The sequence below is a fragment of the Dyadobacter sp. CY312 genome, assembly GCF_021390535.1.
Lineage (GTDB): Bacteria > Bacteroidota > Bacteroidia > Cytophagales > Spirosomataceae > Dyadobacter.
Map to the genome: position 1 here is coordinate 137,770 of NZ_JAJUXG010000011.1, position 20,437 is coordinate 158,206.

General features: G+C 41.6%; 21 protein-coding genes. 6 read left to right on the forward strand and 15 right to left on the reverse strand.

Translation table 11 applies throughout. From position 1 onward, the window contains the following. Positions 1 to 12 precede the first annotated feature (12 nt). The 4 genes from LZG71_RS15580 (at position 13) to LZG71_RS15595 (ending at position 3,306) form a co-directional block, all read left to right on the forward strand. Positions 13 to 576: an alpha/beta hydrolase gene (locus tag LZG71_RS15580; RefSeq protein ID WP_233821865.1), complete on the forward strand. Its 564-nt coding sequence runs from the start codon at positions 13 to 15 to the stop codon at positions 574 to 576. Between the two features lie 100 nt (positions 577 to 676). After that, entirely contained in the window at positions 677 to 1,279 is a 603-nt protein-coding gene (locus LZG71_RS15585) for a YceI family protein (protein ID WP_233821867.1), read from the forward strand. 156 nt (positions 1,280 to 1,435) lie between these two features. After that, the gene (locus LZG71_RS15590) at positions 1,436 to 2,581 is read left to right on the forward strand and encodes a glycoside hydrolase family 130 protein (protein ID WP_233821869.1); all 1,146 of its coding nucleotides are present in this window, start codon (positions 1,436 to 1,438) and stop codon (positions 2,579 to 2,581) included. A 167-nt stretch (positions 2,582 to 2,748) separates the two neighbouring features. Beyond that, positions 2,749 to 3,306: a fasciclin domain-containing protein gene (locus LZG71_RS15595; RefSeq protein WP_233821871.1), complete on the forward strand. Its 558-nt coding sequence runs from the start codon at positions 2,749 to 2,751 to the stop codon at positions 3,304 to 3,306. 196 nt (positions 3,307 to 3,502) lie between these two features. Here the strand turns inward: LZG71_RS15595 and LZG71_RS15600 are convergent, their stop codons facing one another. From LZG71_RS15600 to LZG71_RS15650, 11 genes are all read right to left on the reverse strand, one after another. Then, positions 3,503 to 4,294, reverse strand: coding sequence for an SHOCT domain-containing protein (locus LZG71_RS15600; protein WP_233821873.1), 792 nt, complete (start codon positions 4,292 to 4,294; stop codon positions 3,503 to 3,505). 103 nt (positions 4,295 to 4,397) lie between these two features. Next, entirely contained in the window at positions 4,398 to 5,024 is a 627-nt protein-coding gene (locus tag LZG71_RS15605; RefSeq protein WP_233821875.1) for an intradiol ring-cleavage dioxygenase, read from the reverse strand. Positions 5,025 to 5,170: 146 nt separating this feature from the next. Further along, positions 5,171 to 5,950, reverse strand: a complete 780-nt coding sequence (locus LZG71_RS15610; protein ID WP_233821876.1) for a permease prefix domain 2-containing transporter — start codon at positions 5,948 to 5,950, stop codon at positions 5,171 to 5,173. Between the two features lie 8 nt (positions 5,951 to 5,958). Further along, the gene (locus LZG71_RS15615; RefSeq protein WP_233821878.1) at positions 5,959 to 6,285 is read right to left on the reverse strand and encodes a PadR family transcriptional regulator; all 327 of its coding nucleotides are present in this window, start codon (positions 6,283 to 6,285) and stop codon (positions 5,959 to 5,961) included. Between the two features lie 171 nt (positions 6,286 to 6,456). Beyond that, entirely contained in the window at positions 6,457 to 6,954 is a 498-nt protein-coding gene (locus tag LZG71_RS15620) for a GNAT family N-acetyltransferase (protein WP_233821880.1), read from the reverse strand. 178 nt (positions 6,955 to 7,132) lie between these two features. Continuing rightward, positions 7,133 to 7,381, reverse strand: a complete 249-nt coding sequence (locus LZG71_RS15625) for a hypothetical protein (RefSeq protein ID WP_233821882.1) — start codon at positions 7,379 to 7,381, stop codon at positions 7,133 to 7,135. A 155-nt stretch (positions 7,382 to 7,536) separates the two neighbouring features. Then, positions 7,537 to 8,631, reverse strand: coding sequence for a DUF695 domain-containing protein (locus tag LZG71_RS15630; protein ID WP_233821884.1), 1,095 nt, complete (start codon positions 8,629 to 8,631; stop codon positions 7,537 to 7,539). A 167-nt stretch (positions 8,632 to 8,798) separates the two neighbouring features. Beyond that, the gene (locus LZG71_RS15635) at positions 8,799 to 10,142 is read right to left on the reverse strand and encodes a TolC family protein (protein ID WP_233821886.1); all 1,344 of its coding nucleotides are present in this window, start codon (positions 10,140 to 10,142) and stop codon (positions 8,799 to 8,801) included. Between the two features lie 110 nt (positions 10,143 to 10,252). Further along, on the reverse strand, positions 10,253 to 13,372 hold the full coding sequence (locus tag LZG71_RS15640) for an efflux RND transporter permease subunit (protein ID WP_233821888.1): 3,120 nt from the start codon (positions 13,370 to 13,372) through the stop codon (positions 10,253 to 10,255). Between the two features lie 257 nt (positions 13,373 to 13,629). Beyond that, positions 13,630 to 14,706, reverse strand: coding sequence for an efflux RND transporter periplasmic adaptor subunit (locus tag LZG71_RS15645; RefSeq protein ID WP_233821890.1), 1,077 nt, complete (start codon positions 14,704 to 14,706; stop codon positions 13,630 to 13,632). A gap of 153 nt (positions 14,707 to 14,859) precedes the next feature. Next, positions 14,860 to 15,135 carry a helix-turn-helix transcriptional regulator gene (locus tag LZG71_RS15650; RefSeq protein WP_233821892.1) on the reverse strand — a complete coding sequence of 92 codons (276 nt, stop codon included), beginning with the start codon at positions 15,133 to 15,135 and terminating at the stop codon, positions 14,860 to 14,862. A 651-nt stretch (positions 15,136 to 15,786) separates the two neighbouring features. On the opposite strand from LZG71_RS15650, the gene LZG71_RS15655 reads away from it, so the two are divergent. Then, on the forward strand, positions 15,787 to 16,161 hold the full coding sequence (locus LZG71_RS15655) for a transposase (RefSeq protein ID WP_233821894.1): 375 nt from the start codon (positions 15,787 to 15,789) through the stop codon (positions 16,159 to 16,161). 251 nt (positions 16,162 to 16,412) lie between these two features. On the opposite strand, the gene LZG71_RS15660 is transcribed toward LZG71_RS15655, so the two are convergent. From LZG71_RS15660 to LZG71_RS15675, 4 genes are all read right to left on the reverse strand, one after another. Next, positions 16,413 to 16,850, reverse strand: coding sequence for a PepSY-like domain-containing protein (locus tag LZG71_RS15660; protein ID WP_233821896.1), 438 nt, complete (start codon positions 16,848 to 16,850; stop codon positions 16,413 to 16,415). Between the two features lie 84 nt (positions 16,851 to 16,934). Further along, the gene (locus LZG71_RS15665; RefSeq protein WP_233821898.1) at positions 16,935 to 17,756 is read right to left on the reverse strand and encodes an HAEPLYID family protein; all 822 of its coding nucleotides are present in this window, start codon (positions 17,754 to 17,756) and stop codon (positions 16,935 to 16,937) included. A 76-nt stretch (positions 17,757 to 17,832) separates the two neighbouring features. Beyond that, complete coding sequence (locus LZG71_RS15670) at positions 17,833 to 19,104, reverse strand: HAMP domain-containing sensor histidine kinase (protein WP_233821900.1); 1,272 nt, start codon at positions 19,102 to 19,104, stop codon at positions 17,833 to 17,835. Next, entirely contained in the window at positions 19,101 to 19,778 is a 678-nt protein-coding gene (locus LZG71_RS15675) for a response regulator transcription factor (protein ID WP_233821902.1), read from the reverse strand. Before LZG71_RS15675 ends, LZG71_RS15670 begins: the two co-directional genes overlap by 4 nt. Before the next feature lie 133 nt (positions 19,779 to 19,911). On the opposite strand from LZG71_RS15675, the gene LZG71_RS15680 reads away from it, so the two are divergent. Further along, complete coding sequence (locus LZG71_RS15680; protein WP_233821904.1) at positions 19,912 to 20,214, forward strand: filamentous hemagglutinin; 303 nt, start codon at positions 19,912 to 19,914, stop codon at positions 20,212 to 20,214. Positions 20,215 to 20,437: the final 223 nt, after the last annotated feature.

Below are 20,437 nucleotides of genomic sequence, written 5' to 3' on the forward strand. Positions count from 1 at the left end.
TAAATATAAAATATGAGCAAGCGCTTTCTGACGGTTCCGGGGCTGGCAAGTTCGGGGCCTAATCATTGGCAAACGATATGGGAAACGCAATATCCACACCTTTTCAACAGGGCTGAGCAGGAAAACTGGGACTGGCCTGTAAAAGATGAGTGGGTACCCCGATTACAGGAAACCGTTAGTAAACTTACCGAACCAACGATTCTCATTGCACATAGTTTAGGCTGTATTACCGTAGCGCATTGGGCTCAGGAGTTTCAGTCGGAATATATAAAAGGTGCATTGTTGGTGGCTCCTGCTGATGCAGAGTTGTCGAAAAGGCTAAATTTTGTGGTTGGCTTCCGCCCTATTCCTGCCAAACCTTTACCATTTAAAAGTATTGTGGTTGCCAGTACAAACGATATATATGCCTCCATAGCCAGGTCCCAACACTTTGCAGAGACCTGGGGAAGTGAATTTGTGAATCTGGGCAAGAAAGGTCATATCAATGCAGTTTCCAAGCTGGAAGACTGGCCGGAAGGCAAGCAAATCCTGCAACGGCTGAGTTCAGTAAACTTTGCGGAGGTGCCGGTTGGCTGATCGCTATTATATTACGTGCGAATACAATTTCAGAGTTTAATATATGTTTAATTTAGTATTCAGTCTCTTTACAATTCAAAATCAAAAAAACAGGACAATTATGAAAAAAATCTTTGTGTTTCTTTTGGCAGGCGTATTAGCCAATTCTGCTGTATTTGCAGGTGGTCCGGGTAAGGCAGACAAAAAACTGACTGTGGATACTAAAAGCAGTAAAATTGAATGGGGTGCAAAAAAAGTAACTGGCACACATGCAGGTAATGTACCCATCAACAGCGGAACGCTTATTCTCGACGGAGACAAACTTAAAGGCGGGAGCTTTGTACTTGACGTTAAAAACCTGACGGTAACAGACGTGAAAGATGCCGACATGAATGGAAAACTAACGGGACATTTGAAAAATAAGGATTTCTTTGACGTAGAAGCGCACCCACAGGCGCAGTTTGTGATCACTTCGGTAACTCCAAAAGCAGCTGGTACTTATGATGTAGCTGGCAAACTGACTATCAAAGGAATTACAAGTGATATCAAATTTCCTGCAACTGTAAAAGCTGACGCGAAAAAGGTAACTGCTGATGCAAAAATTGTAGTGGATCGTACGAAATACGATATCAAATTCCGCTCATCTAATTTCTTCGAAAATCTGGGGGATAAAGCGATTGACAATGATTTTACGCTTGATGTAAGTCTTGTTGCCAACAAATAAGCTCCGGATATGTTTTGATTCCAATAGGATCCTGCATGGTTTAACCTGTGCAGGATTTTTTGTTTTCAAACCAGTTTATAAACAAAATAACAATAAAAAACCCATGAATAGTGAAATGAACCTAACTTTGAGTTCTTCAAACTAAACCGACTATTCATGAGACGTTTTACTGGCTATTGCCTTCTTTTGATTTCACTCCTTGCCTGCAATGCAAATGCGCAGACTAATAACGCCTTGCCAGACTGGGCGTTTGGTGGGTTTGTAAGACCTGCGGGCGTGAATCCTGTTATTTCACCTGACAGTACTTCCAGCTTCCTGTGCCCGATGACACAACGGAATATTGATTGGGAGTCCAACGACACGTTCAATCCGGCTGCTACAATCAAAGATGGAAAAATCGTGGTGCTCTATCGTGCCGAAGATAAAGCCGGCAAAGCAATAGGTAAGAGAACCTCCCGGATCGGCTATGCGCAAAGCTCCGATGGAATTAATTTCACCCGTAGAAAAACACCTGTACTCTTCCCAGCCGACGACAGCCAGAAAGACAATGAATGGCCCGGTGGATGTGAAGATCCGCGTGTGGCGGTTACGGAAGACGGCCTTTACGTCATTTTTTACACCCAATGGAACCAGGACAAAGCGCGTATTGGGGTGGCAACTTCACGAGATTTGATAGAATGGGAGAAACACGGCCCCGCTTTTAAAAAAGCATACGATGGCAAGTTCAATAATATATGGACGAAATCGGGATCGATACTGACCAAACTTGAAAAAGGTAAACAGGTCATTGCTAAAATAAATGGAAAATACTGGCTGTATTTTGGTGAAGCGCATGTGAATGTAGCTACTTCCACAGACCTTGTCAACTGGGAGCCTGTGGTTGATAATAGCGGAAACCTGATTAATCTTATTTCCCCGAGAAAAGGATTTTTCGACAGCAATCTTACCGAATGTGGCCCTCCGGCGATATTAACCGACAAGGGAATTGTACTCATGTACAATGGAAAAAATGATAAGGGGGCCGACGGAGATTTGCGCTTTACGCCGAACAGCTATTGTGCCGGCCAGGTTTTATTTGATAAAAATGATCCTACAAAAGTTTTGGCAAGAATGGATGTTCCGTTTTTCAGGCCGATGGAAGCGTTCGAAAAAAGTGGCCAGTATGCCGCTGGAACTGTATTTATTGAAGGTATGGTTTATTTCAAAAACAAATGGCTGCTATACTATGGCTGTGCAGACTCGAAAGTAGGTGTTGCCATTTTTGACCCGAAAACAAAAACGCCGGGAGATCCGCTTCCCTGATGCGTTAATAACATCTGGTTGTAAAACTTTTACTTCTATTTTAAGTACTAAAACGCCTCTGGATGAGGCGTTTTTCATTTTACAATTCATCTATTTTCTGTCCCGTCCAATCCGCCGGGAACAAAGGGGCGTATATCAGGAAAATAACACACAAACCTATTTTTATTATGAAATCCTTGAAATTGAAAAGCACACTTCTGGCATTTGCACTGTTTACCAGTTTTGGAGTATTTGCCCAAAAAGAAAAAACAGTAATGGTTGGCGGAGCGGCCATGTACCCATCAAAAAACATCATTGAAAACGCAGTTAATTCCAAAGATCACACCACATTGGTTGCAGCTGTGAAAGCCGCTGGTTTGGTAGAGACATTGTCCGGGGCTGGTCCGTTTACCGTTTTCGCTCCTGTTAATTCAGCATTTGCTGCACTTCCGGCAGGTACGGTTGATAATCTTTTGAAGGCGGAAAACAAATCGACTTTAACATCTGTACTGACGTATCACGTTGTTCCCGGTAAAGTTGATTCCAAGTCAGTCTTAAAAATGATCAAGGACGGAAATGGCAAAGCAATGGCCAAAACTGTTCAGGGAGAGCAACTGACATTCACTACAAAAGGAAAAGATGTGTGGGTAACTGACTCCAAAGGAAATACAGCTCAGGTAACCATTACAGACGTGTACCAGTCGAACGGCGTGATACATGTGATCGACAAAGTACTTATGCCATAATTCCCGTTTGCACTTACACCACTATTACACAAATAGGGCTGCCCGATTGATTTCAGGCAGCCCTATTTACGTTATCAACCCATGCTTTTTAAAAAAACTAGTACTAAAAAAATGCTATAATTTCAACTTGTATTTTACTGATTTAAAAGCCAATAGCGGAGCGCCGCCCGGCTAAACTCTAATTGCTATTAGCTACTTATAACCTTGCAAGAAGTTCTTGTTTTTTGGTTTTGAAATCTTCTTCCGTAATATGTCCTTTCTCCAATAGCACATTGAGTTTTTCAATTGTTTCTATGATGATGTCCTGAGGAGTACGCGTTGGTACTTCCACTCCCGAACTATAAGCCTGCCTGACATCGTCCTGAACTGTGTGGCTATGGACTACGTCGTAAGGCAGTTCAGGGGTTTCCTGCTGATGAATACCCGGTTCTGAAATCAAAGATAGATCGTTCAAATTCACGGTGCCATCGTTGCTCGTAAACTGATAGGAGCGTCCACTCCCCTGTTGTTGCGATACACCCGAAATCTGATGATGTTTCGTATCGTAAATATAGCGTTTACCGTCTTCTTCAATAACCAGGCGGCGCGCCGGACCAAAGTAGGCATATTTGAAATTGTTCTGGGAACCGCTGGATGTAGGACTTCCGAAAATTGTTGGCCAGGATTTATCCGGCTTTACTTCTTCCGAAACTGGCCTTTCGTCGTCATCAGCCACAAATATTATTTTTGTAGAGACCAAATCCGAAAGCTCGGCGGCAACTTGTTCCACTTTTACTTTCAGGCCATGGTTGAACATGTCGCCAACCATTGTCATTCCGCCCCGCATCCATTGACCGGCTCCTCCGAGTTCCGGGATATTAAACTGAGCCATGGTTCCGTTGCCTCTCACTAGCGCATTTGCCAGTGTTTCCACTGTACTTTGGTCGAGACTGTATTTTTGAGCAATTTCGCTTATAGCTTGCCGACCTTCTTTTGTAAGTGCTTTCATAGTTTTGGCTTTACGCTATTGGCAATTAGCCGTTAGCTATGTTTGTTTTATGACTTATACAACCACAAAAACAATGCCATAAGTCGGTAAACTGAATTACTTATCATCTTGCTGCCGGGTAATTCGGAATATTTCTGCCCAGATAAATATTGCGTTCGCCTTTGTACATATTACCAACGTCTATCAGTTTCACAATACCGCTTCCGCCACGATTTTCAAGTTTGTTTCTTTTTTCCGGCGTAAGTAAAGGATCGTCCGAGAATAAAAATTCATCGATGTAGTATTCGTTGATACCGGGTTCTTTTACCGTAATGTGAATGTGAGCCGGTTCATCTTCATTGGGGTAAGGAGCAGGCCGTAAAGTCCCGAATTTGTAAAAACCCTTTTGATCTGTTTTCACCCAGCCACGAATATATCCGTGCCGTTTAGCCCAGCCTTTCTCATCTCCTTTTTTGGGGTAAACACCCTTTTCATTGGTGTGGTAAACATACAGTACAACATCGGGAGCAGGAGTTTTCCCATCCGCTTTGTACACAGTTCCATTGATTCCCAAAGGTTTTTTACCATCCCAGCTTACGTCCGGAAGTGTTGTAAAGGCAGGTAGTTTCTCGAAAGGAATTGTATTCTCATATATGGCCTCACAACCTTCGCAAGGGCCTCCTACTTTTTTGGTTTGAGCCAGAGCAGTCAAACAACTCATCATCAGAATAGAAAAGATCAGATTTTTCATGACTTTATATTTGTTTTATATGCGGCAACCAACACAAACATTGATTTTCAACAAATTAACAAAAAATAATATCATTACAACGCAACGAATCAAGGGATTAGATTCCATCATGAAAGTATAAAATCCCGACAACGCTCTGCTTCTCTTCATATCATTCTCTTTACCGAATAAACACAAATAAAGCCTTCATTTCCTTTTACCTTTTTACTCGTAATCAGCTCATTAAATTCTGATTCGGTAGGAAGCCGATACGTAACAAGTTCCTTTGCTGACTTATTCTTTTCCAGCATTTTGGAGAAAATAGCTATTTCAGAATGTGAGTTTTTATAAGTTGTAAGCACACTTCGCCATTCGCAAAACTCCTGAGCCTGATGCCAACTTACGCCATACACCGGTTTGTCATCATTCTGCATTTTCCAGTTATCGGGTAACATGGATTGTACATATTCATGGGAAAAGGCTGCATCCGCTTCTATAAAATGTATAAATTCCGACCATTCTTTATTCGTAACAGATTGTTTTGAAATAGATGCCGTTACAAAAACAGGGACAATCCTGTCAGAGTCCACAGATGTAGCTGATAAGTGTTCCTCCGGTTTGGGATTTCTATCATTTTTTAAAATGTATAGTGTTGCCCCAATAGCCAGAACACTTATCATGGCGAATCTCGTGAAATGATGCCTTTTCATTTTTGATAAATTGAGTTGTGCTGATTCAAAAGGATTGGAAATGAGTATGGGTTTAAAAAGCAGGAAAACATCTTTGACAAACAACCATTTCGCCCTACCGATGCCTTTCTCCTGGATATGTCGGTAAAATCTTTCAAACAGATCACCTTCAATATCTTCCTGAAATTCTGCTTTGCAAAACCATCTGAAAATAGTCAGGGCTAGTTTAGGTGGCACATCATTTTTGAATTCGTCCATGTTGAATATCAGTTAAAAGCGATTTCAGGAATAGCATTCCACAGCGCCAACCGTTGATTTTTTACATCATTTAAAACCTTTTGTCCTTCTGGCGTCACCGTAAAATACCGTTTGCGCTTCCCTCCCCTTACCTTGGTGGCTTCTCCAAACATGGACGTCAATAATCCTTTGTCTTCCAACCTCCGCAAAACAGTCTGCAAGGCTCCGATGCTGACTTTACGATTCAGACGATTTTCCATTTCGTCAATAATTGCTATTCCGTAGGCTTCATTAAACAGCACAGCTACGGTTAAAAGCACTACTTCCTCAAATTCCCCTAAATGATACTGGTTCATGATCTTATTATTTACTCAAATGTAGTTAATATGATTTTATATTTACAACATTTGTAGTTAAAATATCTACCTAATTGACTTAGAAGATGTTTAACACTAAAGATAAAAGACGATAATTACGTAAAAGATTTTAAGGATGCGTGAACAAGAGAGTAAATACTCCAGCAGTGTTTATATTTCCAGCCGATACAACCAATATCGTTTGCCAAATCGACTTTCAAGATCTTTCACTTTCACAAAACCCATACTCTCATAAATGTACCGGGCGGCGTCCATGAATTCTGATGTATGCAATGCAACCACTTTTTCGTTGGTTTCTTTCGCCACAGCAATGCAAGTTTGCATCAGTTCCCTGCCAATTCCACGTCCGCCAAAATCGGGATGAACACCAACCATCCGAACGTAGCTCCAACCTGCATCATAAATTTCTGTGGGATTGCCATTGGGAATGAAAAATGCCATTCCGACAATTTGTTCGTCGTATACACACACATAGCAGGTTGACTTATTTAACAAATCGGTATAGACAGTTTCATTCCTCAAATTACTATGCAGTTTCGCCCAATTATCTTCTGTTAATACGTTTTGAAATGTCCCATATGAATCCAAACCAAGCTGTTTGAGCTGAGGTATATCTGCAATAGTTGCGGTGCGATATGTAAATGCCATTTGATCTGTTCGGTCCGAAATGAGTTCAAATAAAATTACATAGAGTTTTACAGATAAAAAAGAGAGCGGTCGACGCAAGGAGACAGTGAGAATTAATAGCTCTGTGTCTCTCCAGATTCCTCTGTGAAACTCTGTGTCACCGATTCAAGCACAATTTTACTCTTTCACAACATTAAGATTAATACTGCAACGGATAACCAATCGTAAACATAAAACCCGGATCCAGCCAGGTATCGATCATTTCGTTAAGTGTTTCCGTGGTGATTAGGTAACCTTTTCCGCTCTTATCGGTATAAGAAACCCGAAGCATATCCAGACTATTATCTTCCCGAAAATTATAGCATTTTATGATGAAAGACTCGTAGTCGTCCTCATCCATTTCGGTAATCACCCTGCCACTTTCTCCGATCACGATAATGTGAAACATCGCTGTTTTTAGCTTAGAGGATAACCTATCGTTCAATTTTATTTGACGAATTAGTTTTATTTCTCCAAAGATAATTAATTGACAGTCATGAGAGAGGGAAACTTATTGAACGGTTGCCCTAAGAAATAAACTTGACAAAAGATGAATTTACTCAATCAATTGCGATTAAATCTCTCGAAGGATTGCCAATATTTGTCTTTATAAATGTCGTATGCTATTTCAATTTTGTCAGAATAAGTCTTCTGAATGTTATTTGCAACAGTTGAAGGTTTCCTGAAATCCTTACAGGCAAAGAAAATCTCTCTCAAATTATTCGACGTCTGCCTACCAATATTGAGATATCCATCGAAATCCTTCAGCACATCCAAAAAGTTATCCTCAATCTCCTCAAGCAACTTATATGTTTTATCGTCTGGCATCCCATTATTATTTTCGCCATCATACTTTATTTCTACTGTTAAAATCCAAGGATGTGAAGCTTTACTATCCCAATTCAAAAGGTCGGTATTGATCACGGCTATTAACACATTCCCATTTTCAATTTCCGCTTCCATAATTGAAAAGTTATCCTCTTCAGTATTCGCTCTAACACCTTCATACTTTTCTATGAATTCTTTTTGTCTCCAATGTAGGAAATCTTTAAGTTTTTCAATAGGAACTAGATCATGTTGAATGTCTTCCATTCCAACAATCCTCATATTATCGATAACAGTTACGGAATCTAACTCTCCCAAATAAGTGTCAATAAATATGTAGGTTCCATTAGTTATAGTAGATTCGTCTTCTTTGCTGAAATCTTGATGAACAACCACAATATCAATTTCATCCGGATACTCAGAAAATTCGTTGGAGTAGAAACTCAAATTATCAACATTAAATTTGTAGTCTGACATTTCGATAGAAGCGTCTTTTATATCTGAAGCAGGTTTGAGGGCGGTAAATTTCCATCCTTTTATTTCAGGAGCCGAATTGACTAGGTCTTCCACAAAAACTATGTTTTTTACAGATCCATCCACGGTAAGCACTAATTCGGCCGTATTATGATCATACATGCCTGTCAGATAGAAAAAGCCCTCTCTTAATTGATCCAATTTTGGAGAAAGCTTATCAAAAAAGCTCTTTTCGATATTGTTACCTTCTTGTAACACTTTAAAAAATAACTTCTCATTTTTCAGAAACCAATTCCAAAAGTCCTTGTTAGAATATGTTTTGCTAGACTTCTTACCGAAAACATCCTTTAAAAATTTCATGAAATTGGATAGAATTTTGTGGAATTAACCTGAAAGTGAAAAATCAAATATACACGAAAGTTGCTAAATCCTAAAAACCAAAAAACTGTCGTAAACATCCTAAAATAAGGAGATTACGACAGTCGACTTGAAACGATTATCAGTAGTATCTAACAAACAACTCACAATTAATCATTAACAATCCCCATCGTCCGATCCAGCTCAATTTTGGCCGACAGATAGTCGAACACTGCTTCCAGATAATTTGATTTGGCAGTCGTTAAGGCCAACTCCGCGTCAGTCAGTTCCAGTCGGGATGCCACACCCTTTTCGTAACGATATTTGGTTATCGAATAACTCAATTCTGCTGTTTCGGATACATTTGCTTGTGTTTTAATGCGTTCGGACGCTTCATATAAACTGGCTATTACCTGTTTAACTTCCGTTTTTAGTTGTTCCTGAGCATTGTTGAATATCAGGTCCGACTGTTGTCTTTCGATTTTACCCAAGGCGATTTTGTTCACATTTTGCATACCGCTGAACAACGGAATAGAAAACTGAATACCTGCGTAAAAAACCGGCGGCCAGCCAGCCTGGTCGTAGCGAAATTTGTTCGTTTGTGTCTGAATTTGATATTGGCTTACGAAACTTACCACCGGCAATCGCGCGGATTTGTATAAGTCGATTTCCTTATCATTGATTTCCTTATTCAAAGTGAGAATCTGAAAATCGGGACGATGCGACAAAGAACTGCGCAATGTGCCGGTTTCCGTTGGAATGGAATCCGTTGCATTGAATTGCAGGGAATCGGACAGAACAAGCTCGGTTTCTGCATCATTTCCAACTAAAATACTCAGTTGTTGCTGACTGATTTGTAAGGCATAAGTGAGTCTCAAAACATCTGGTTCCAGATTTTTCACCAATGTATATGCCCGCAACGTATCTACCCGAAGGGCCCGTCCCTGCGCAAGCAGCGAACGGGAATCTGCAAGTGCTTTTTTGTTACGTGAAATGCTTTCTTTTTGCAGTTTTAGTCGCTCCTGCAATACAAGAAATTGCACATAATTTTGCTTCACCTGGGCAACCACATCCACTTCCCGTTCCTGGTACGAGAGTCGGCTTTGCTTTTCCAAAAGCTTTCTGCGCTGGATTTCGTATTTGGCTCCGGCATTGTAAAGCGGCTGCGCCAAAGTAACCTGCGCACCTGTCACTTCCGATCCACCAATACGCCCATAACCTACTCCTTCCGACGACGAACTTGAGTTCAATCCAAAGAAAACGGGACGTTGGAAATAACGTTGAAATTGCCCTGTGAGGCCGATACTTGGTAAAAGCAACCCCTTTGTTATCTCCGTTTGCTGTCTGGATTTGGAGATATTGAGGGAGTCAATCCGCAAATCACGGTTGTGTGATTTGGCCTGTTCGATCGCCTGTTTCAGGGAAAGTGGCTGACTTTGGGCGTCGGCAATGGTCGGTATTACGGCTAGAATGACCAGCCATAACCCTGTTTTTATATTTATATAATTTTTCATTTTCTGTGATGTTTGATTTACCACGGAGGTTTACACAGAGCTTCCCGGAGATTTGTTATAAAACTCTGTGAAACTCCACCTAAACTCTTCTTAAACTCCGTGGTTATATTTTAATGATGCACTAACTCTTCAACCAACTCCCCACTTTCCTCTTTCGCATGTCCCTTATGTGGTCGTGAGAAGTAGGAATAAATGGCTGGAATGACGTAGAGCGTCAATATCCCGGCGAAGATCAGCCCTCCTACTACCACAATTCCCAGTGACTGGCGACTGCCCGATGCTGTTCCGAGCGATAAAGCGATGGGTAGTGTACCGAAAATCATGGCCAGGGTTGTCATCAAAATCGGTCGGAAACGGGACACCGCAGCGATCTTGGCTGACTCGATAATGCTGTTGCCTTCTTCCTTACTTTGGTTGGCAAATTCCACGATCAGGATACCGTTTTTAGTTATCAAACCGATGAGCATAATGATTCCGATTTGGCTAAAAATATTGATCGTTTGCTCTGTAAACCATAAGCTTAGCAATGCGCCAGTCAATGCCATTGGAACTGTTAAAAGAATGATAAACGGATCGATCAGACTTTCAAACTGTGCAGCCAGAACCAGGTAAATCAGCACGATAGCGAAAATGAATGCAAAAATGAGACTGTCACTACTTTCGGAGTAATCACGGCTTTGTCCGGCCAGGGCAGTGCTGAAACCTTTGGGAAGTTCCTTGGCTGTGATTTTATCAATTTCTTTGATTGCCTCACCCAAACTTACTCCCGCAGCCGGCGTCGCTGAAATGGTTGCGCTATATGACTGATTGTATCGGTAAATCGCTGGCGGACTGATACCTTCATTCAATTTGGTAAGGTTATCGAGCGACACCATTTCGCCACTTCCTGATTTCAAATAAAGCGATCGGAGGTCATAAGGCGCAGAGCGGTCTTCCCGATCCAGCTGACCAATAACTTCATATTGACGGTCGTTGTGGATAAAATATCCGTAACGACGGCTACTTAATGCAAGCTGTAAAGTTTGCCCGATTGATTGTGTTGAAATTCCCAATTGAGCAGCACGCTGACGGTCAATGGAAATACTGATTTCAGGACGATTGATTTTAAAATCTGCATCAGCAAAGTTCAGTTTCGGATTACTCCCAACCTGTCCCATCAATTTTGGCATCACGTCGATCAATTCTTTCAAACCCGGCGCCTGCACCACATACTGAACCGGCTGCGTATTTCCGTATCCTCCAATTGTCGGCGTTTGAACGGGGATGATCAGCACATTCCTGAATTTGCCCGAAGCAGCCACCAGTTTCATGAAAATCTGTTGCTGAGTGAGTCCGCTTTTTCGATCTTTTGGTTCTTTCAGAAATATCCACTGAAAACCGCCATTTACAGGCTGAGCCAAAGTTCCACCCGCCGCTGCAACGGCAGTATAGGTACGTTCTTCATTCAAATCCGGAATAGAATCACTGATAAAGTTCCCGATTTCCTTCATACTCGCTTCCATACTTTCGTACGAAGTTCCCTCGGGAGCCATCACCGCCAGACCAATCATCGAACGGTCTTCAAGCGGAGCCAATTCCGACGGCAACTTAGGCGCAAGCCAATATGCTACGCCGAATGAAGCGGCCAGCAATACAAATCCAAGCCAGCGAACCTTCATGAAAGCGGCCAATGAATTGCCATAAGCATTATTGAGTTTCACAAAATAAGGCTCGGTTTTCTTGTAAAGCCAATTGTGAGAAGTACCCGATTTGAGCAAATAGGCACTCATCATTGGCGTCAGCGTGAGAGCAACAAAGGCTGAAATGGATACCGATCCGGCGACAACAATGGCGAATTCTTTAAACAATCGCCCGGTTAATCCTCCCAGAAACAGAATCGGCAGAAATACTGCAACCAATGTAATTGTGGTGGAAATAACAGCGAAATAAATCTCTGCCGAACCTTGCCGCGCTGCCATGATAGGCGACATGCCCTGCTCCACCTTTGCGTAAATATTTTCCAGTACAATAATCGCATCATCGACCACAAGCCCGATCGCCAGAACCAATCCCAGCAACGTCAGTACGTTGATCGAAAAACCGGCGATGTACATGATAAAAAAGGACGATATGATCGAAACCGGGATCGCCACAAGTGGAATGATGGTACTTCGCCAGTCACGCAAAAAGATGAATATAATCAGCGAAACGAGCGCGAATGCTAGTAATAAAGTCTCTTCAACTTCTGACAATGAGTTTCGTACAGGAACCGTAAAGTCTTTACCCAAAGCGATTTCATATTCCTTCGGAGCGGTTCTTTTTATTTCTTCAAAACGTTTTTTAAACTCATCCACAATGGCAAGCGAATTGGCGCCACGCTGCGGACTCACACCCGTACCAACTCCATATTCAGCCGTTTTTCCACTGTAAATAATCATGGCGGTCCGTTCATTCTGGGACGACATAATCGCTTCGCCCACATCTTTGAACCGGACAATAGCACCGGCACTTTCCCGAAGGATCATGTTGTTAAAATCGTCTTCGGTAACCAGTCTTCCCTGCGTACGCAAAGTCACCTCAGTATTGGCACCTTCAATCCGTCCGCTTGGCAAATCAACGTTTTCCTTTTGCAGGGCATTTTGTATATCAATGGGCGTCAGTCCATAAGCAGCCAATTTTACAGGATCCATCCGTAACCGCATGGCACGTTTACGGCCAGCATATGAATCGACCAAACGAACTCCCGAAATAGATTGCAGCTTTTCTTTGACATTGATATTGACAAAATCCGTAACATCTTCCAGACTTTTGGTTTTGCTCTGAACAGTCAGAAACACGAGAAAATCTGCCGGACCGGCTTTTTCTACAATCGTTGGTTCAATGTCCGTTGGTAATTGCTGACGGGATTTTGAAACCTTGTCACGAACGTCATTTGCAGCCGCTTCGAGATCGGCATTTAACTCAAATTCAACAGTAATAATACTCACCTGTTCACGGGAAGTGGAAGAAACAGAACGAATTCCGTTGGCTTCGGCGATGGCTTCTTCGAGTGGTTTGGTAACCTGCGAGGCAATGATATCGGCGCTGGCTCCCGGATAAACCGTGGTTACCATGACGATGGGCGAATCGGTTACGGGATATTCTCTGGTTCCGAGGAAGGTGTAACCCACAATCCCGAAAAGTATAAGCAGTACGGACATCACCCCGGCCATAACAGGTCGGGAAATGCTTGTTTGTGAAATAGAACTCATTTTTTGTGTTGTTGTAGCTCGAAAAAAATAGAGATATCTTCGATCTTGTAGATTTTAATAGTTTTTATTGTAAAAAGATTTTACAAACTGGGTATGGCCTTTGTCAGCGGAGTCGAAGGCAGGGCAACCAAGCACATTCAGCTAAGTGTTGCGTGGTCACTCTATAACTCAATCTTTATTGCTTACCCTTCGACTCCGCTCAGGGTGACACCACCCAAAGCATCACAATAATCATCATTTTAGTAACTTAAAATCATTTACTTAACCGTCACCAATTGTATCTGCGCGTTGGGGCTCAGACGTAGCATGTTGCTGGTAATGAGCGTATCTCCAGTAGCTAGTCCACTGATTACATTCACAGTAGCCGCATTGCGCTGACCAATTTCAATGTTTTTAAAACTAGCTTTATTGCCATCCACTACGAATACACCGTAACCTTTTGAAGAAGGAATAAGCGCCTGGTTTGGTATCATTAACGCATTACCGGAGGTGTTTAAACGTAATGTCAAGCGGGCGCTTTGTCCGGGTAAGAGTTCATGGCTTGCGTTGTTACCAACAGCACGCATCAACAAAGTTCTGGTTTTGGGATCCAGGCTCGACTCGTGCGCCACGATTCTGGCAGTTTGTACTTTGTCGTTGGATTCAACCTGATACTGCACCGCATCACCCGTTTTTAGAGTATTGGCGTGTTTTTCAGGAACAGCGAAATCAATTTTAAGGCGACTGTTATCTGTCAGTTGCACAAGAGAAGTTCCGGGCGATACGTAAGCCCCGGTATACACATTCACAATTCCAAGATTTCCACTGAAAGGAGCTCTGATACTCGTCTTTGCAATCATCACTTTCAATTGCTCAATCTTCGACTGAATTACTTTCAGATTTGTAAATGCCTGATCATAATCCTGTTGTACCGCTGCTTCACGGTCTACCAGGTCTTTCAGCCTACCCTCATTAAGCAAAACCAATTTCTCCTGCTGTTTCAATTGTTCCAGTTCGGCCAACAGATCCGCATCATCCAACTTGAATAGTAAAGCTCCTGCATTTACAAATTTGCCTTCCCTTGCCTGAACCGAAATCACTTTTCTATTTAGTTCACTCATAATACTTACTTCCTGAAACGCCATCAGTGTTCCTGAGACAGTCATTTCTTCATTTAATGAACCCGATGTAATCACCTGGCCATCCACGGGTATTCCGCTTGCCACTTCTTTAACCTCCGCTTTTTCAGGCGCGGTGCCTTTTGAACTGTACCCTTTCAGAAGCACACTTCCCAGTATCAGTGCGGCCAAAATAAGCCCTGACACGATTTTTGCAGACTGTATCGTCTTTTCCATAAATTGATTAATTTAAATATTTGAATATAAGTAACAGGAGTGATTCTTGATTAATTGATCTGATGTACTATTCAGTAGTGTTGGTTGTTAAATGTAACCGCTAGTTATTTAATTGATATATTCAAATGTATCAATATATCAAGCTAAAAAATTTTAACTTTTCAAAGTATTCAAAAAGGTAACATATTCATCCAGCACCACTTTGTTAAGTCTGTACTTTACATTCCTTCCTTCTTTTCCCGGTATGATCAAATCAGCATCTGCCAGTTGTTTTACATGGTGAGAAATGGAAGGCTGGGCAAGGTCGATGAAGTCGGATATCTCATGACAATATAAACAGTCCTCTTTCTCTCGCAATTGCTTCAAAATGGTAATCCTGCTCTGGTCACTCAACGCTTTGGAAATTCTTTCCACTTTCCGGACATCCATGACTTCTTATTTATTGATGAATATAAATGTATTGATATGTTTGAATTCAGGGGTATTACAAATGCAGGTTCAAAATAATTCCCGGGTTGGAGATTTTTTTTGTGGTTGTTGCTTGGGGAATGTGCAGCCCTGTTATTTGTATCAAATAAACCAATTCGCAAGCCGTTGTTTGTGTCCTCACAAACAACGGCTTGCGAAACGCCATTTTCACCTATCTGGAAGCCTGAATCCAAGTATAAAATTGTTTGCAACCCTGCGCACTAATCGTTTGTAAGGACACAAACGAGGGCATTTGAGTAGTCATTTTATAAAGGAGCCATTGTTTGTGTCCTCACAAACATTCTTGACAAGTGTCATTTGCACCCATCCGGAAGCCTAAATCCATGGTATAATTGGTTTGCAACCGTCTGCGCATTACTCGTTTGTGAGGACACAAACGAGGGCTTATGAGATCGATTAGAAACTTTATAGTCCAGTGATCGTCAAATAGATAAAAAAAACTTTATGGAGCTTGGTCAAGTTTACTTTTTTACTGCGACAATAACTCTCTGGCGTAAACTTTTAGAGCCAGACCAGTATAAATTCATAATAATTGAAAGTCTCTCAAACCTCGTTTCCAGAAAGAAAATAGCAGTTTATGGCTTCGTAATTATGCCAAATCACATTCATCTGATTTGGGAGCTAACAGAAATGAATGGCAAAGAATCACCTCACTCGAGCTTTATGAAATATACCAGCCATCAAATCCAGAAAGACCTTCGTATAAATCACCCTACGACTTTGGAGCTATTTAGAGTTGACTTAGAAACAAGAAGGTATCATTTCTGGCAACGCGAGGCTTTGCCTATTCTTCTCTATTCTCCAACAGTCGTTTACCAAAAGCTTCATTACATCCATAACAATCCTCTTCAGGAAAAATGGCAACTTGCGAGAAGTCCCGAAGAATACAGGTTTTCCTCCGCAAATTACTATGATAAGGGAGTTGATGAATTTGGATTTCTTACACATATAGGCGAGAGATTGTAACATAGTTTCTGCCATTGTTTGTGTCCCCACAAACAATCTTGTGCAGATTTCTTTACTAGCCAACCATTTGACTCTCAGTATCAACAAATTCACAATACTTAAACCTGGCGTTCTGCTAGTTCGTTTGTGAGGACACAAACGAAGGCAGAAACCCCAATTTATATGCTTACCAACAAAAATCCGGCACCAACCCCAGTCGTTTACAACCAGGGCTAGCGCCGGATTTATTCATTTCAAACTAAATCACTGTCTCATTTCACATCTCCTTCAACTACCTTTCCACTCTGATCAAAGAATACATCCTGTTCTTGAGAACTTGTTTTTAGCTCTACCTTATATAAAGTTTTGGCTCCGGTTTCAATTTTGTCGACGTCGTCAATCCGGTATCCTTTGTAATTGGCCGCAATGCTGGCGGTAACTTCCTTGGGCAGCTCGGTTGCTTTTAAATCCTGCTTGTGTTTTACAACACTTCCTTCGCTGCTGATCCATGCTTCGTGATCTTTACGACTGATCTCGAACTCGACTTTGTATAGTTTATTTTTAAGCTCCCATTCCACATCCATTGCCTTTGGAAATTTCTGTTTGAATGTATTCAAAACTACCGATGGAACTTCATTTGCGGGGATGTCTTGTGCGAATGAAATAACAGAGTAAAACAGTGCCGTTGTTAACAAAAGGATCTTTTTCATGATTAATAAATTTTTGATTGATTGTTAATTCTGATACAAATAGAATATGGGAAACCGGAAAGAATTGGGAATCAGATATTCTTTCTACTTTCTCTTTCTTGGCTCATAAATGATACGCGCCATAAAGCTCATGCCATTGTCCTGAAAGCTCACCGGAATACCTGTGACAAGGCCCAACGCAAGGTTTTGACTCAAAATCAGTTTCATCTGTGGCCGGAAAACCATTTGATTGCTGCCCAGACCAAACTCATCATTCACTTCCATCCCAACAAAATTCCCCGAAGGCAGCACGTAATGTGCACTCGCATTCAGCTGGTAGAAGAGCTCCCGTTTGCCTTCACTTGGTGTAAATTCCCATTCTGGCCCTGTGTAAACCATTGTATTGATACGTTTTCCGAATTTCTTGGCTACGATCAGAAATGGACTTACGGAGTTTCCTTTCAGCATACCTCTTCCCCGGTCAATTGAATAAAAGGAATGTGCCCTGAACTCGTGCATATAGCCGGCAGCCATCGACATCTGGTGTTTGGGTGATACGAGAAAGGTATATTGGGCTGCCAGTTTCAGACCTTCTACACGGTTACGGGGAATTACCGCACCCTCATCGCGGCTCGACGATGTATAAAATGAGAAAGGAACTTCTACTTCAAGTCCTAGTCGATTTATCGGCGAGAACTCGTATTCCACAAATGCGTGATTTACAGTGTAATCCTTGTGTCCTTCTATTCCATAGCCCACGTTCCACTCTTTTTCACCTCGTCGCGCTCCCAAATCACGGATCAGATCCATATACAATGGCTCAGCATGACGGATTTTTACCGGAATCTTTTTTTGCGTTGAGTCGTCCTGCGCCGATACCCCGAGGCTGAGAGTTAAACTTATTAAAAGGATTATGAGCTGTTTCATGCTTCTGACATTTTTGATACAATGTTAGAAGTCAAAACTGGAAGAAAATGGGAAAGGATTAATAGTTGGTCATCTTTCAGTCTTTATTACACAAAACCTTTACTTCATGCCGCCCGTCAAACGCGTAATTCACCGACAAACCATACAAATCAACAATGGCCTTGACAATAGCCAATCCTAGTCCGGTATTATTTTTGTCTCCCGAATCTTTGTGAAAGCGACGGAATATTTTGTCCTGATCCAGCGGAGTTGCCGATCCTGAGTTTGAAATCTTGAAGTAATCATCTCCGATTTCTACCTCAACCGTTCCATTTGTATGGTTGTGTACAATCGCATTTTTCATCAGATTGGAGATCAATATAATCGCCAGATCTTTCTGCATTAGGTGCGTTAACTGCCCTTTTTCTTCTATTGAAATGGCAACGTTTTTATACTCTGCGAAATCCGTAAACTCATCTTTCAACTGAGTAAATAAGCTGTTGAAAAGCACTGGTTCGGTTTGCTCAAACTGCCGGTTTTCGATTTTAGACAAAAGCAAAAGTGACTTGTTAAGCCTCGTAAGTCGCTCCAAAGTTTGGATCACCTGCCCGATCGTCTCCATGTTCGCTTCCGTCAGGTCGTTCTTCTCAGCCAGTAATTCCAATCGGTTGATACTGATCGCAATTGGTGTCTGTAATTCGTGTGAAGCATTCTCAATAAATTGCTTCTGACTGTTAAAAGTTTCCAGAGTATGGTTTATCAGTGAAACCACAGACTCATTCAGCACCTTGAACTCCTTTACATTGGTGTCAATTGCCTTAATAGAATTGTCTTTCCCAAGCCGGAATTTCTTGAGCTGATCCAACAAATCATAAAATGGCCTCCATACTTTTTTCAGCAGAAAATTATTAACGATCAATATACTGGCAATCAAAGCAACATATAGCCAGATCAGCGAATAAAAAAGATCTTCAATCAGGTCATCTTCTTCCACCATGGACGAAATGATCTTTAATTCATAATAACGATCTTCAATTTTAAAGGCAGTGGTAAGCAGGCGAACCGGTTCGAGGTCTTCTTCGTAAGGCATGTACATCAGTGTGTCTTTATGAACATCCTTAATGCTCTTCGCACGTTCCTTGCTCACCTCGAAAATCTCGTAGTTCCCCTCTGCAAATTCATTCCTGAAAAGTATGGTAGAATCTTTGTGCGCCTTTTCAATGATAAGCATTTTGAAATTATCCAACCCGTCGTCCAGACTATCATATACCTCATCCAACATGTTGACGTAAAATATCACCGCCCAAACACTGATGATACCAAACAGTGCAAAAGCCAGATATTTTAATGTATGGTTGAGCAAGCTCATAGTTGTACAAGTTTATACCCAATCCCATATACCGCCTGCACTTCCACCCCGGCCTGGTTGTCTTTCAGCTTTTTACGAAGATTTTTTATTTGTGAATAAATAAATTCATAATCATCAGCCTGGTCCATGTGATCGCCCCAGACATGTTCCGCCAGGGAAGTCTTATTCACGAGCCTGTTTTTGTTGACCAACATGTAAGTTAAAATATCAAATTCCTTCCTGTTAAGCATTAAAGGTTCATTATTGATCAATAAAGTCCTTTCCTCGACGTCTAGTTTCAGGTTTCCAATTTCAATGATATTTTTTCCTTTGAATGATTTTCTTCTCAACACCGACTTCACCCTTGCGGTAAGTTCGGCAATGTGGAAAGGTTTGGTCAGATAATCGTCTGCTCCAAGATTCAACCCTTTTAATTTATCATCCAGCGAATCTTTGGCCGAAATAATAATCACATTATCGGATTTATCCAGATTCTTCAATTCCTGTAACAGGTCGAGTCCATTGCCCCCCGGAAGCATGATGTCAAGCAAAATGCAATCATAATCGAAAGAAATGATCTTATCCAGTGCAGAATCATAAGTACTTGCACACTCCACAAGAAAGTTTTCTATTTCAAGTGACTGCCGGATTACTTCCAGCAGATCTGTCTCATCTTCAATGATTAATATTTTCATAGGCCTTAAAATTAGTAAGCAAAACCGGAAAGAATCGGGAAAAATACATACTGACAAATTAAGAGTGGAAACGCGGCACAATTATTTTATTCTACAACATGTAACGTTTTATATAAATCAACGTCTCAACCTCATGGATATATATCAAATAGCAACCGCTTTCTGGGATGACAGCTATGACAACACGAGCTACGACGCGCCTGGTGTTTCATCTCCATCACCAACCCCCACCGGACCAGACGAAACGCCACCGTTTGACCCTCGTCCGGAAGTTCCCGTACCCAATGTACCGGAAGAGACTCCGCCTTATGAAAAGGAGCCCGAAACTCCCCCGATAGAACCAGAGCCCGAACTTCCACCCGTGGAGCCTGTGGTTCCGGAAGTTGAGCCTATACAATTTCCCGGAGAAGAGCCGGAAATACCAGCATTTAAATAAACGATTTGGATTAACTCTACATCAACCAGTTACCATCGAGCTAAAATTATTAGCCACACATTTTGTGGTGGATAAGATATATATACCACCTACCCGTTTTGCTTCCCAAAATCAAATCTTGCTAAGAATCCTTGCGACTGGACGATAATCTCTCAGGTATCGCCATGACCGATCTGCATCTGCCAGTAATTTAAATTGAACAGAACATATTTTAACTAAAACC

Excerpts from the sequence above, each read along its gene's own strand:
- LZG71_RS15580 (WP_233821865.1), top strand. The coding sequence starts at position 13 with ATGAGCAAGCGCTTTCTGACGGTTCCGGGGCTGGCAAGTTCGGGGCCT.
- LZG71_RS15585 (WP_233821867.1), top strand. The coding sequence starts at position 677 with ATGAAAAAAATCTTTGTGTTTCTTTTGGCAGGCGTATTAGCCAATTCT.
- LZG71_RS15590 (WP_233821869.1), top strand. The coding sequence starts at position 1,436 with ATGAGACGTTTTACTGGCTATTGCCTTCTTTTGATTTCACTCCTTGCC.
- LZG71_RS15595 (WP_233821871.1), top strand. The coding sequence starts at position 2,749 with ATGAAATCCTTGAAATTGAAAAGCACACTTCTGGCATTTGCACTGTTT.
- LZG71_RS15600 (WP_233821873.1), bottom strand. The coding sequence starts at position 4,294 with ATGAAAGCACTTACAAAAGAAGGTCGGCAAGCTATAAGCGAAATTGCT.
- LZG71_RS15605 (WP_233821875.1), bottom strand. The coding sequence starts at position 5,024 with ATGAAAAATCTGATCTTTTCTATTCTGATGATGAGTTGTTTGACTGCT.
- LZG71_RS15610 (WP_233821876.1), bottom strand. The coding sequence starts at position 5,950 with ATGGACGAATTCAAAAATGATGTGCCACCTAAACTAGCCCTGACTATT.
- LZG71_RS15615 (WP_233821878.1), bottom strand. The coding sequence starts at position 6,285 with ATGAACCAGTATCATTTAGGGGAATTTGAGGAAGTAGTGCTTTTAACC.
- LZG71_RS15620 (WP_233821880.1), bottom strand. The coding sequence starts at position 6,954 with ATGGCATTTACATATCGCACCGCAACTATTGCAGATATACCTCAGCTC.
- LZG71_RS15625 (WP_233821882.1), bottom strand. The coding sequence starts at position 7,381 with ATGTTTCACATTATCGTGATCGGAGAAAGTGGCAGGGTGATTACCGAA.
- LZG71_RS15630 (WP_233821884.1), bottom strand. The coding sequence starts at position 8,631 with ATGAAATTTTTAAAGGATGTTTTCGGTAAGAAGTCTAGCAAAACATAT.
- LZG71_RS15635 (WP_233821886.1), bottom strand. The coding sequence starts at position 10,142 with ATGAAAAATTATATAAATATAAAAACAGGGTTATGGCTGGTCATTCTA.
- LZG71_RS15640 (WP_233821888.1), bottom strand. The coding sequence starts at position 13,372 with ATGAGTTCTATTTCACAAACAAGCATTTCCCGACCTGTTATGGCCGGG.
- LZG71_RS15645 (WP_233821890.1), bottom strand. The coding sequence starts at position 14,706 with ATGGAAAAGACGATACAGTCTGCAAAAATCGTGTCAGGGCTTATTTTG.
- LZG71_RS15650 (WP_233821892.1), bottom strand. The coding sequence starts at position 15,135 with ATGGATGTCCGGAAAGTGGAAAGAATTTCCAAAGCGTTGAGTGACCAG.
- LZG71_RS15655 (WP_233821894.1), top strand. The coding sequence starts at position 15,787 with ATGCCAAATCACATTCATCTGATTTGGGAGCTAACAGAAATGAATGGC.
- LZG71_RS15660 (WP_233821896.1), bottom strand. The coding sequence starts at position 16,850 with ATGAAAAAGATCCTTTTGTTAACAACGGCACTGTTTTACTCTGTTATT.
- LZG71_RS15665 (WP_233821898.1), bottom strand. The coding sequence starts at position 17,756 with ATGAAACAGCTCATAATCCTTTTAATAAGTTTAACTCTCAGCCTCGGG.
- LZG71_RS15670 (WP_233821900.1), bottom strand. The coding sequence starts at position 19,104 with ATGAGCTTGCTCAACCATACATTAAAATATCTGGCTTTTGCACTGTTT.
- LZG71_RS15675 (WP_233821902.1), bottom strand. The coding sequence starts at position 19,778 with ATGAAAATATTAATCATTGAAGATGAGACAGATCTGCTGGAAGTAATC.
- LZG71_RS15680 (WP_233821904.1), top strand. The coding sequence starts at position 19,912 with ATGGATATATATCAAATAGCAACCGCTTTCTGGGATGACAGCTATGAC.